Raw genomic sequence first — 12,394 nt, 5'->3', positions numbered from 1 at the left:
AAATAATATGAATATGAAAAAACTAATGATTATGGCTCTGATGGCAGGTGCTGCCACCACAGCCTTTGCACAGGATGCAGTGGTGAAAGAAGCCAAGAAACTGCAGTCAAAAGGTGACTTTGATGCTGCCGCTCAGGTGTTGGCTCCTGCACTCACCTCAAGCGAGACAACAGACAAGGCAGCAGCATGGAATCTTCAGGCTGATATTATGTTTGCTAAGTTCTCTGCCATTCAGGAGGAGAACCTGAAGAATCAGGTGGCTCAGAAGAAAGTGGCTTTCGATACCCTGGGTATGAACAATGCCTGTTATGAGGCCCTGAAGGCTGCTATCGAGTGCGATAAGTATGACGTACTGCCCAATGAGAAGGGTAAGGTAAAGATTCGCTACCGTCAGGGAAACCAGCAGCGCATGATGAATGTTCGCTTGAACCTGATCAATGCCGGTCTGTTCGACTATAACCACAAGAACCTCGACGGTGCTCTTGCTAAGTGGTCGCTCTATATCGACAGCCCTGAGAATCCACTGTTTACGGGGTTCGCTGATGTGGCTGACCTGAGCAAGGACCAGTATCGTTCTGAGATTGCTTACTATGCAGGTCTGGTGGCTTATCAGAAGAAAGACTACGCTACTGCAGAGAAGTATGCACATATCGCAGCCCAGGATCCTAAGAAGGCTGCTGAGGCTAACGAGATTCTGCTCTTCTCTAAGAAGGAGACCATGAAGACTGCCGAGGACTCACTGGCTTATGTCAACACGGTAAAGGATCTGCACAAGGCCAATCCTGAGGAGGAACGCTACTTCAACCTGTTGATGGAGTTCTATACCCGTTCAAACAACCAGAAGGCTCTGGCTGCTTGGGCTGAGGAAGAAATTGCTCTGAATGCTGAGAACAAGATGGCTTGGGCCCTGAAGGGTGAGGTGCAGATGAACGAGCGCGACTGGGACAATGCTGTTGAGTCTTACAAGAAGGCTATCGAGATTGATCCTACCTTCATCCAGTGTATCTTCAATGCTGGTGTATGTCTGAATGGTAAGGCCATCGACCTGAAGGATAAGTTGGCCGACAAGAATACTGGCGGTCTGACAAAGGCTAATGCCGACAAGGTGAAGGCTATCCTGACCGATGCCCTGTCATTCCTGGAGCGTGCCAAAGAACTGGATCCCGATCGTGAGAAGGTGAACTGGGCATATCCTCTCTATCAGATTTACTATTCGCTGGGCAACAAGGCCAAGTCTGACGAGATGGAGGCCCTGGTGAATGCCGGACGATAATATCAACCCTTTAAATTAGAGAATGAAGCAACTCATTGCAGTTACGCTTCTCTTATTGATGACGACACCGTGCTTGATGGCTCAGAAGAAAGAGCTTAGTCAGGCACGGTCGTCTATCAAGAGTGGCAAATACGCAGATGCTGAGAAAACATTGACAGCTCTGCTGAAAGACTCGACCAACCGTACCAACAAGCGTATCTGGCTGGCCTACTACGATGCCGTGCTTGGACAGTATGAGCAGGGCAACGAGAAACTGTATCTCAAACAGCAATACGATACGGCATCTTTCTTTGCGAAGGCTCTTCAGATGCTGACCATTGCAGAGACACTTGACAGTCTCACAACAGATAATCGTAAGAGCCTCTCACAACAGCTAAATGCGCTGCGCCCTAATATCTTCAATGGGGGCTCTTTCCTGTTGAGAAAGAATAAATGGGCTGATGCCTATCGCTATTATGAGGCCTATCTGGACTGCGCCCGTCAGCCTCTGTTTCAGGCCTATCATTACGACTCCCTTGATACTCGTATGTCTGAGGCGGCCTATTGGGCTACCTATTGCGGCTACAAACAGCAAGACCCTGTGCTGACGCTCCGTTACAGTAAGCGTGCGCTCCAGGACACGGCCAAGGCCGATTTTACCCTGCAGTTTATTGCTGAGGCCCGCCGCTTGCTCAAGGATGATGAACTGTATGTGCAGACCCTCGAAGAGGGCTTCCGCCGTTATCCACAGTTCCATTATTTCTTCCCTCGCCTGATGGACGCCTATGCCAATATGGGCCAGCACGAGAAAGCCTTGGCGCTGACTGATAGTGCGCTGACAGTCAATCCCTCCAGCGAACTGTTTCTCTTTGCTAAGTCCACCACGCTATTGCGTATGGAGCGCTATGCGGAGAGTATCAAGTATAGTGAGCGACTCATAGAATTGAATCCAAATCTGGCCGAACCTTATTTCAATGCTGGTACGGCTTATGTCAATATAGCTGAACGTCAAAACGACAAGCGCGATAAGAAGCTGATGCGCCAGGCTTATCAGAAGGCCTGTCCTTTTATGGAGCACTATCGCAAACTGATGCCCAAGGAGAAGGCTAAGTGGGCTCCTGTGCTCTATCGTATCTACCTGAATCTGAATATGGGTAAGCAGTTTGACGAGATCGACAGACTGTTAAAGGAAAAGTGAATAGTGAAAAGAGAATAATTTGCTACCGCTATGAAAAATATTTGTATTGTTGCGGGCGCACGCCCTAATTTTGTGAAGGTGGCACCTCTGATTCGTGCCATTGAGAAGGCTGAGGGTGCCGAGTATGAACTGGTATATACTGGTCGTGAGGACGATCCTACTTTGGAGACCTCGCTCTTCGATGATTTGCAGATGCCGCGCCCGTCTGTGTTCTTTGGTGTCGACAGTACCAGCCTGAATGAGATAACCAGTAGGGTGATGGCTCATTTTGATGCTTATCTGGAGGAGAATCCTGCTGATGTGGTGATTGTGGTCGACGACCTTGCCTCTACGATGGCGGCTGCTATCGTTACCAAGAAACGAGGCATCAAACTGGCACATCTTGTGGCAGGCACCCGTTCGTTTGATATGAATATGCCTAAGGAGGTGAACCGCCTGGTTATTGATGCCCTCAGCGACTATCTCTTTACGGCCGGCACACGCAGTAATAGTGTGGCTGCACGCGAACAGTCGGATAGCAACAATACTTATATGGTGGGAAATATCCTGATGGATACCCTCCGCTTTAATCATCAGCGTCTGCAAAAACCAGTTTTGGATATAGAACCGGGCTCATATTTCGTGTTTACTGTAAACAGAAAGGCGCTCTTAGCCGATGAGGATAAGTTGAAGAAGATGCTTATTGCCATGTCCGAGGCTGCAGGCGGTACACCTATCATTGCGCCTTTGCGAGGCAAAGCTCTTGAAGTGGTTTCAGGTTTCAGGTTTCAAGTTTCAAACCTGAAACCTCAACCCTCCCTGAGTTATCTTGAATTCGGTTGGTTGACGGCTCATGCCAAGGGTATCATCACGGATAGTGGTAATGTAGCCGAGGAAGCTACGTTCAACAGTGTGCCTTGTATCACGCTGAACAGCTATACAGAGCATCAGGAGACGGTCAGCGTAGGTAGTAATGTCCTGGTGGGTGAAGATCCTCAGCGACTGAAGGAGGAGATGCAGCGTATCGAGGCCGGACAATGGAAGAAATGTGCCCTTCCTGACCGATGGGATGGTCGTACGGCAGAACGTATCGTACAGATTCTGTTGGGCTAAAGATAAAAAAGAGCGGTTAGACATTTGCCTAACCGCTTTTTCTTTTAATTAATAGTTTTCTGCCTTTACCTGGAAGTAAGCCTTGGGATGATCGCAGACGGGACAAATCTCGGGTGCCTTCTTGCCGATGATGATATGTCCGCAGTTGCTGCACTGCCAGATAACGTCGTTGTCTTTGGAGAATACACACTCCTTCTTGACGTTGTCGAGCAACTTGCGATAACGCTCCTCGTGCTCTTTCTCGATCTTTGCTACCATTCTGAACTTTGCGGCAATCTCCTTGAAACCCTCTTCGTCAGCCTCCTCGGCCATGCGGGCATACATGTCTGTCCACTCGAAGTTCTCACCGTTGGCTGCATCCTCAAGGTTGGCCATTGTGTCGTTGATCTTGCCACCATTCAGGTATTTAAACCATATCTCAGCATGCTCCTTCTCATTAGCAGCTGTCTCCAGGAAGATATTACTAATCTGTACAAAACCATCCTTCTTTGCTTTTGAAGCATAGTAGGTGTACTTGTTGCGTGCCTGACTCTCGCCTGCAAAAGCTTCCTGCAGGTTTTTCTCTGTCTTTGTTCCTTTCAAATCTTTCATTTCTGTAAGTGTTTGTTTAGTGAATAATTGGGTTAGTTTTATTTCTCAGCCACAAAGTTACGAATTAGTTTCCGAATAAAAAAATAAAGGTCGTATTTTTTTTTATGATTGAGCCTAATCATCACACGATTCCCTCAAAAACTTCACTCGTGTGAAATCATCGATTGACTCGAGTCAATTCATGAAATCACTCGAGTCAATTCATGAATTCAGCTATATATATGCGCGCCCCGATATTTTAGGGTGACTGATTCTTCAATTTTACTCTATGTTACGAAATGCAAACATCTGCCATAAAAATCTTTCAAAGTGGTACACAAATTAAGCGAAAATGTGCATAATCAATAATAAATTGACAGAATTTGTACGTTTTTGAAACTTTTTTGGCATTTTATTTGTATATTTAATAATTCTTACGTATTTTTGCACGCTGATAGGAAAAATTAGTGAAAAGAAAGCGATGTACGCGCGAACAATATTGATAATATAATAATACTTTAACAATTAACTTAAAAAACGAGAGAGATTTATGGAAAAAAGACTAATGACAATGTTAGTGGGCTTATTCCTTCTGGTAGGAGGAGTATTGGCTCAGACAAAAGTCAGTGGTACCGTTGTGTCTCAAGATGACGGACAACCCGTAGTGGGTGCAACGGTCCTGGTTGTAGGAACCAGCACAGGTGCTGTGACAAATGCCAATGGTCAGTTCTCAGTGACTGTACCTGCAGGCAAGAAAACCTTGCGCGTATCATACATTGGTATGGTTACGCAGGATGTGACTGCTCGTCCCAACATGCGTATTAGCTTGGTCTCTAACAACAAGGCTCTGGATGAAGTCATCGTTGTGGCTTATGGCACACAGAAGAAGTCTTCATTCACGGGTTCTGCCCAGAGCATCAGTGCAGAGGACGTAGAACTTCGCCCTGTAACGAGTGTAACAAAGGCATTGGAAGGAAACGTGACTGGTGTTCAGATGACTTCTGGTTCTGGTCAGCCTGGTTCTTCGCCTAGTATCCGCGTACGTGGTTTCGGTTCTATCAATGCTTCAAGCGCACCTCTTTATGTGGTTGATGGTATTCCTTACGATGGTAGTCTGGCATCACTGAACCCTTCAGATATTGAGTCTATGACCGTGCTGAAGGATGCTTCTTCTGGCGCTCTGTATGGTGCTCGTGGTGCCAATGGTGTAGTGATGATTACTACCAAGAGAGGTCAGGAGGGTAAAACTAACGTGACTTGGCGTTCTAACGTAGGTTGGTCAAACCGTGCTAATAAGCGTTACCAGAATGTCAGCCAGACTGAGTTTACTCAGTTGGTTTACGAGGCTCTGCGTAATGCTGAGTGGGATGGCGGCGCATCTTGGACTGATGCAGAGGCTATTGCACGCGCCAGTCTCGGCAGCGAACTCGGTGGCGAGAGCTACAACCCCTTCAAGAACTATACTTGGGATCAGATTATCGACCCCGCTACAGGTCAGGTTCGCACAGACGCAAAGTCTGCATGGAATGAGGATTGGCTTGATGCCGTAACACGCGACAACGCTCTGCGTCATGAGCATCAGCTCTCTCTGAGTGGTGGTAACGAGAAGACTAAGTATGCTATGTCACTGGGTTACCTGAACGAGGATGGTATCTTGAAAACCACTTCTTTCCAGCGTTATAACGCCCGCGTGAATGTGGATACAAAGGTGAACGACTGGTTCCGTGCTAATGTTGGTTTGAACGTGGCTCACTCTATTTCAAACTTCAGCGACTATGATGGTACTTCATATTCAAACGTATGGTACACAGCTCAGTTTGTCAATCCCTTGTTCCCTGTATACCTGAAAGATGCAGAGGGTAAGTCTGTCTATAGAAATGGTCAGATTGAGTACGATTGGGGTGAGGCTCTTGCTAATGGCGACCAGCGTCCAGGTTCAATGAGCGACCATAGCTCACTGGGTATGCTGATGCTCGACAAGGCTGACATCCGTCGTGACGTAGCAGGTATGCGTTCTGGTTTGGTATTCGGTAGCGACGACGATAAGATGGGTTGGGCAAAAGGCCTGAAGCTGGCTATCAACTTCGGTTTCGACTATGACAACAATAACCGTATGCGTTATATGAATATGGAGCATGGTAACCAGGCTGCTTCTGGTGGTTTGCTCACCAAGTACAGCATGCGTACTCAGAGCTACACTTTCAACCAGCTGCTGACTTGGAGCCGTTCTTTTGACAAGCACTCTTTCGATGTTCTTGCAGGTCACGAGTTCTATGCTTATAACTACAAATTCATGGATGCAGAGCGTTCTGGTTTGATGAGCGGACTGCTGGAGCTTCGTCCAGGTGCCACTCTGAAGGATGCTGACAGCTATTCTTTGGATTATCGCATCAACTCTTGGCTGGGTCGTTTCAACTATAACTACGACGATAAGTATTATTTCTCTGCTTCTCTGCGTTCTGATGCTTCTTCACGCTTTAAGAGCGGTAACCGCACTGGTACTTTCTGGTCTCTGGGTGGTAACTGGCGTATCTCAAGCGAGGAGTTCATGAAGGATGTGAAATGGGTGGACAACCTGTCACTCAAACTGAGCTATGGTGAGCAGGGTAACGATGACATCCTCGATGCCGATGGTAATTCTAACTATTATGTATGGCAGGGTCTGTCAAGTGTGGCCTATCCTAATGCCAACACTGTGGGTGCTGTGCTCTCTACACTGCAGAACAACGAGGTGTCTTGGGAGAAGAACTCAAACCTAAACATTGGCTTGGAGGGTACTCTTCTGGATCGTCGTATCCGCTTCAGTGCAGAATACTATGTTCGTAAGACAACTGATATGTTGCTCGACTACCCAATGGCTGTTTCAACTGGTTTCTCTGGTTACTCTGCTAACGTGGGTAACATGAAGAACTCTGGTTTTGAGTTCGAGCTGTCTGGTACTCCCGTTCGCTTCCAGGACTTCGAATGGAATGTTTCTTGGATGGGTTCTACTATCAAGAACGAGGTTACCAAGCTGACTGCTGAGTCACCTGAGATTCTTTCTGGTAGCTATATCATCAAGGAAGGTCTGCCTCTGAATACATTCTATCTGCGTAAGAGTGCAGGTGTGGATCCTGCTACTGGTAAGCAGCTCTACTGGGTTTACGACACTGATGCTGATGGCAACCGTGTGAACGAGCGTATCAGTGATAGCTATTCAGAAGCATCTTCTTGCCGTTATGAGATGGGTTCTCGTATTCCAGATTTGTATGGTAGCATTGGTACTGATGTCAGCTATAAAGGCTTCAACCTGTCAATCCTGACAACTTACTCAATTGGTGGTAAAGTGCTGGACAACATGTATTACAACTCAATGAACCTGAGCTATCTCAGTTCTACTTGGAATAAGAATGTGCTGCGTCGCTGGCAGAAGCCAGGTGATATTACCGACGTTCCTCGTGTAGGAATTAAAGAGAATGTTCACGTGACCGATCGTTATCTGATCAACGCTTCTTACTTCGCCATTAAGAACATTACTCTGAGCTATACTCTTCCAAAGTCTTTGGTTAGCAAGGCTAGCCTGGGTGGTGTGAAGGTTTATGGTTCTTTCGATAATGTGGCTCTGTTCAGTCATCTTGACGGTATGGATCCTCAGTATAATTTCAGTGGTGGCACTACTTATTCTTACTCACCGAATAAGACGCTGACCATGGGTATTGAAGTTAATTTCTAATACAAAAAAGAAAGGAATAAAATATGAAAGCAATATATAAATATACACTGATGGGCTTGCTTGGTGCAACCATGTTGACTGCTTGCTCAGATGATCAGTTGGACACCACGCCTTCTACCTCTGTTGCAACAGAGAAGATGACAGGCTCTGCAGGTAGTGCTATTGCAGCTATTGATGGTATCTACCGTACAATGTACACCACTGGTTATACAACAGGATGGGAGCATGAGGAATTTGGACTCTCTGCTATCAACCTGGCTGCCGACCTGATGGGTGAAGACCACATTCAGGCAAAGTCTGGTAGTGGTTGGTTCTACTATGACTATCTCTATGATGTGAAGGGTGACTATACTCATACACAGGGTCGTCCTTATGGTGTGTGGAATTTCTTCTATACGCTGATTGCCAATGCCAACTATGTGACAACGGCTGAAAAGACAATGACTGGCGACCCTTCAGACGTGAATTATGTTGTTGGTCAGGCTTACGCTATCCGTGCCTTCAGCTATTTCATGCTGGCTCAGTGGTATTCACGTACTCTGGTAGGTCATGAGACGGAACCTTGTGTACCTATCTACACGGAGCCCACTACAAAGGATACGCAGGGTAAGGCTCGTGAGACTGTTGCTAAGGTATATGAGCAGATTGACAGCGACATCAAGAAGGCTGAGGAACTGCTCTCTGCTACGGAACACGATCGCAATAGCAAGTCACACATCAATTTGGCTGTAGCTTACGGTCTGCACGCACGTATCGCACAGGTAGAGGAGAAATGGGATGATGTTCTGACTTATTCTACCAAGGCTATTGCCGAGGCTAAGAAGGAGAAGATTAATATCATAGAAGTTGGCCAGTTTGCCGGACTTAACAAAGTGTCTGCATCTAACGTGATGTGGGGTATGAACATCATTGCTGACCAGACCACAGGTTATGCAGGCTTCTTCACTCATATGGATGCTGATCAGGGAAAATATGGTGCGTCTGCCCGTCAGCAGATAACCAGGGGCCTTTACAACAAGATGGGTGCTAACGATGCCCGTCGTGCTTGGTGGAACCCTGAGGATCCTGCAAATGGTGACAATGGTTACCAGCAGGAGAAGTTCAAGTTCGTGAACTATGCTACATGGGAAGGTGACTATATCTTCATGCGTGTTGAGGAAATGTATCTGGCAAAGGCTGAGGCCGAGTGTATGCTGGGTAATGATGTTGATGCTCAGAATACATTGAAGGCCTTGATGGCTTATCGTGATCCTGATTATACTTGCGCAAAGACTGGTACAGCAATGTCTGCAACAACCGATTTGGCAAGTGGCTCACTGCGTGAGGAAATCATCAAACAGCGTCGTATTGAGTTGTGGGGTGAGTTCGGTCGTATCTATGATATCCGCCGTTTGCATCAGGGCTTCGTACGTAGCACAGCCGATGGTCATCCTTCAGCTGCAGCATCAGCTAAGTTGAATGCTGCCACAAGTAATCCTGAGAGCTACAAGTGGGTGATGGTTATTCCTCAGGCTGAGTTCGATGGCAATGCAAATATGGATGATAGTAAGGATCAGAATCCATTTGATTAATAATAATGTAAAATAATGAGATTTATTATGAAGAAATATATATTAGGCTTGGCCTTATTCGCAGGTATGATGCTTACTGCTTGTGATACGGATAACGTGGGCACTACTTATACCACGTCGGCTCAAAACATCTCATTTGAGAATGCAGAGCCAAATACTGTTGTAACAAAAGCGTCTTCAGTTACTGTACCTGTTGCTATAACTCGTTCTAATACGGCATCTGAATATACGGTACATTATACTTTCTCTACAGAAGATGGTACTGTACTGACAGATAAGAATGGTGGTACTGCAACCTTTGCAGCTGGTGAGTGGTCAACAACTGTCTCTATTGACGCTGCTGGTATGGAGCCTGGTACAACCTATACTTGTAAACTGACACTTAGCGATGAAGACGTTGCTACCGCTGATACGATTGTTGGAGGTTCAATTAATGCTACAACAACTGTCACTGTGATGTGTGACTACGATTGGGAAGAGCTTGGTACGGGTGTTTACACGTCAGAACTCTTTGAGGACAGCTGGGAACAGCCTGTTTTACGTGCAAAAGGAACAAATGTATACAAACTTCCTGATTGTCTTTACAAAGGCTATGACATCCAGTTTGAACTGAGTGATGATGGTAACAGTCTTGTTGCTTTTGAGCCTCAGAAGATGGGTTATAAGCATAGTAGCTATGGCATGGTCTATTTCTATTCTGAGGAAATGGCTCGTGTAGGTAATGTATTGAATTTCAGTATGTATGGACTGGTAGTATATAATGGAAAATTAGCAACCTTGTGGAGTGGATTTACCGAGTCTATTCAGCTTCCATAAGTATGTTAATAAGATGAATATAAAAAAGAGTGTCACAATAGGGTGACACTCTTTTTTTTATGATAAATTACACCGTTATCTCTCCACAGATACTCTGTTTCATAAATTTCCGCACCTGCTCTGGATCATCATATTTTCCTTGCAGATACATCAGTTTGGTGACTGCTGCCTCTACGGTGCCGTCGTAGCCGCTGATGACGCCGGCTTCCTGAAGTTGGTAGCCAGTGTCGTAGCGTCCCATCTCCACACAGCCTTGCAGACACTGACTGATATTGATGATGACCTTGCCTCTGCGGGTGCCTTCACGCAGGGCGCTGATCAGCCAGGGGTTCTGGGGCGCATTGCCAGAGCCGAAGGTACGCATCACTATGGCGCGCAGATTGGGTGTGGCAATGATATGACGAATCAAATCCTCACGGATGCCTGGGAACAGTGAGAAGATAATCACGTTGTTGTCGAGGCGGAACTGTGGGGTGAGGGATGGGTTCTGAAGACGGATGGCTGATGGACGATGGATGTACTCGTCGTGATAGGTGATCTCTACACCTGCATCCGCCAGATGGGGATAGTTGAATGACTCGAAGGCATCGAACTCATCAGCACTCTGTTTGGTGGTGCGATTGCCGCGCATCAGGTGACCATTGAAATAGATGCCTACTTCGGGCACCATCGCCGTGCCGTCCTGACGACGGGCGGCAGCAATCTCGATGCTGGTGATGAGGTTCTCCTTGCCATCGGTACGCAACTGGCCGATAGGCAGCTGTGAACCAGTGAGTATAACGGGCTTGGTGAGGTTCTCGAGCATGAACGACAGGGCAGAGGCTGTGTAGGCCATTGTGTCTGTGCCGTGCAAAATCACAAAACCGTCGTACTCCTCGTAATGATCGGCAATGATATGTGCCAACTCTGTCCAGAGCTTTGGCGACATGTCGCTGGAGTCGATGGGCGGGTTGAACTGATGGGTGGCTATCTCGGTCTGAAACTGAGTCAGCTCTGGCACCCTACTAAGCAGGTGCTCGAAGTCAAATGGCTCCAGAGCACCTGTCTGTGGGTTGTGGTTCATACCGATGGTACCACCGGTGTAAATCAATAGTATCTTTGAGGTCATATATGGTAGTGTGACCAGTGAAACTAGTTTAAACTAGAATTTAAAAGCGGAAGTCAAGCTCCACGTCAACCATGTTGTAGTTGTGCTTGTCGGCGTTGGCGATGGTGCGGTCGTTCACACGGGCATACTCCAGGTTGATCTGCAAGTTCTTGGTGAACATGTAGTCAGCACCAACCTCATACATGGTCTTTGACTGTCCCCATTCCTTGGCCTCGCGGTAGAGGTCGTAGCGAGCCTTTACGTGCATCTTGTTCTTCTGGATAGGAGCAATGCAAAGGGCATAGATACCATCGGCCTTGTCGCTGGTGTGGGCTGCATTCCAACCCTGGCTGTGGATATACTCCGTGCGGAAGGTCCAGTCGTTCTGGGCATATTCGCCTGAGAGGGCGTAGCGATTCTTCTCGCCAACACCGGCACGACTACCAGTCCATCCGAAAGCACCAATGCGCATACCCTTAACGGGCATTACCCACATTCCACCGATGATGTCCTTGCGGTTGTCCTTATCCTTCTGGTTGATGCCCTCACCATTGAAAGCACCTACCTGATAGTGCAGCAGGTTGCGACCTTCGGCATTCTTGAGGAAGTCACCCTGAATCTGAACACCGATGTCACGACCATTTGAAGCGTTGCCGCCACAGCGGTCAGAGAAACCAGCCAACTTGCTGACGTTTTGAGAGTAGCTCATGAAGCCCTGTGTGATAGGGTGCATGGGGTTCTCGAATGTGAAGGGACGCTTGAACTGACCTGCCTTCACCTTGAAGAACTCGTACTTCTGCCACTCACCAAAGAGGTCAACCAGACGAATGTCGGTTGAAGACTTGTCAGGATCGTAGGTGTTACCATTGATCTGCATCTGTACCTTCCAATAAAAATCCTCGTGGGCACGGCCTTCTAATGCCATACGAACCAAGCGCAAGTTGAAACCATTGTTCTCTTTAGCATCCTGGTCACTGGCTTGATACTGCACCATGCCGTAACCACTGAACTTCACATTCTTAAACCATTCGCTCTGAGCCTGTGCGCCCAGTGTTGCGCCCATCATCAGGGCTGCTAATAATACTTTCTTCATATT

At 47.1% G+C, this 12,394-nt stretch carries 9 protein-coding genes; 6 read left to right on the top strand and 3 right to left on the bottom strand.

Features of this window, described 5'->3' with window-relative positions:
• Nucleotides 1-13: 13 nt before the first annotated feature.
• From L6466_RS10645 to L6466_RS10635, 3 genes are read left to right on the top strand one after another with little or no spacing between them, the layout of a single operon-like run.
• Nucleotides 14-1,273 (top strand): tetratricopeptide repeat protein, encoded by a 1,260-nt coding sequence (locus L6466_RS10645; protein ID WP_237795284.1) that lies wholly within the window; start codon nucleotides 14-16, stop codon nucleotides 1,271-1,273.
• 22 nt (nucleotides 1,274-1,295) lie between these two features.
• Nucleotides 1,296-2,450 carry a tetratricopeptide repeat protein gene (locus tag L6466_RS10640; RefSeq protein WP_143005695.1) on the top strand — a complete coding sequence of 385 codons (1,155 nt, stop codon included), beginning with the start codon at nucleotides 1,296-1,298 and terminating at the stop codon, nucleotides 2,448-2,450.
• Nucleotides 2,451-2,480: 30 nt separating this feature from the next.
• Nucleotides 2,481-3,542, top strand: coding sequence for a UDP-N-acetyl glucosamine 2-epimerase (locus L6466_RS10635; protein ID WP_237802932.1), 1,062 nt, complete (start codon nucleotides 2,481-2,483; stop codon nucleotides 3,540-3,542).
• A 48-nt stretch (nucleotides 3,543-3,590) separates the two neighbouring features.
• Here L6466_RS10635 and rbr read toward each other — a convergent pair whose 3' ends face one another.
• Complete coding sequence (gene rbr / locus L6466_RS10630; protein WP_091814916.1) at nucleotides 3,591-4,133, bottom strand: rubrerythrin; 543 nt, start codon at nucleotides 4,131-4,133, stop codon at nucleotides 3,591-3,593.
• Between the two features lie 529 nt (nucleotides 4,134-4,662).
• Here rbr and L6466_RS10625 point away from each other — a divergent pair.
• From L6466_RS10625 to L6466_RS10615, 3 genes are read left to right on the top strand one after another with little or no spacing between them, the layout of a single operon-like run.
• Nucleotides 4,663-7,824 (top strand): SusC/RagA family TonB-linked outer membrane protein, encoded by a 3,162-nt coding sequence (locus L6466_RS10625; protein ID WP_237795301.1) that lies wholly within the window; start codon nucleotides 4,663-4,665, stop codon nucleotides 7,822-7,824.
• A 23-nt stretch (nucleotides 7,825-7,847) separates the two neighbouring features.
• Nucleotides 7,848-9,395 (top strand): RagB/SusD family nutrient uptake outer membrane protein, encoded by a 1,548-nt coding sequence (locus L6466_RS10620; RefSeq protein ID WP_237795302.1) that lies wholly within the window; start codon nucleotides 7,848-7,850, stop codon nucleotides 9,393-9,395.
• A gap of 27 nt (nucleotides 9,396-9,422) precedes the next feature.
• Nucleotides 9,423-10,211, top strand: coding sequence for a Gmad2 immunoglobulin-like domain-containing protein (locus tag L6466_RS10615; RefSeq protein WP_237795305.1), 789 nt, complete (start codon nucleotides 9,423-9,425; stop codon nucleotides 10,209-10,211).
• Nucleotides 10,212-10,278: 67 nt separating this feature from the next.
• Here L6466_RS10615 and L6466_RS10610 read toward each other — a convergent pair whose 3' ends face one another.
• Nucleotides 10,279-11,319 (bottom strand): asparaginase, encoded by a 1,041-nt coding sequence (locus L6466_RS10610; protein WP_237802934.1) that lies wholly within the window; start codon nucleotides 11,317-11,319, stop codon nucleotides 10,279-10,281.
• A 40-nt stretch (nucleotides 11,320-11,359) separates the two neighbouring features.
• On the bottom strand, nucleotides 11,360-12,391 hold the full coding sequence (locus L6466_RS10605) for a porin (protein WP_237795308.1): 1,032 nt from the start codon (nucleotides 12,389-12,391) through the stop codon (nucleotides 11,360-11,362).
• Between the last annotated feature and the right edge of the window lie 3 nt (nucleotides 12,392-12,394).

Origin of the sequence: Prevotella communis (assembly GCF_022024175.1) — a bacterium.
Lineage (GTDB): Bacteria > Bacteroidota > Bacteroidia > Bacteroidales > Bacteroidaceae > Prevotella > Prevotella communis.
This window is presented reverse-complemented; position numbering and strand designations above follow the sequence as displayed.

Bases quoted from the DNA above. Each gene is read 5' to 3' on its own strand.
- L6466_RS10645 (WP_237795284.1), top strand. From the start codon at position 14: ATGAAAAAACTAATGATTATGGCTCTGATGGCAGGTGCTGCCACCACA.
- L6466_RS10640 (WP_143005695.1), top strand. From the start codon at position 1,296: ATGAAGCAACTCATTGCAGTTACGCTTCTCTTATTGATGACGACACCG.
- L6466_RS10635 (WP_237802932.1), top strand. From the start codon at position 2,481: ATGAAAAATATTTGTATTGTTGCGGGCGCACGCCCTAATTTTGTGAAG.
- rbr (WP_091814916.1), bottom strand. From the start codon at position 4,133: ATGAAAGATTTGAAAGGAACAAAGACAGAGAAAAACCTGCAGGAAGCT.
- L6466_RS10625 (WP_237795301.1), top strand. From the start codon at position 4,663: ATGGAAAAAAGACTAATGACAATGTTAGTGGGCTTATTCCTTCTGGTA.
- L6466_RS10620 (WP_237795302.1), top strand. From the start codon at position 7,848: ATGAAAGCAATATATAAATATACACTGATGGGCTTGCTTGGTGCAACC.
- L6466_RS10615 (WP_237795305.1), top strand. From the start codon at position 9,423: ATGAAGAAATATATATTAGGCTTGGCCTTATTCGCAGGTATGATGCTT.
- L6466_RS10610 (WP_237802934.1), bottom strand. From the start codon at position 11,319: ATGACCTCAAAGATACTATTGATTTACACCGGTGGTACCATCGGTATG.
- L6466_RS10605 (WP_237795308.1), bottom strand. From the start codon at position 12,391: ATGAAGAAAGTATTATTAGCAGCCCTGATGATGGGCGCAACACTGGGC.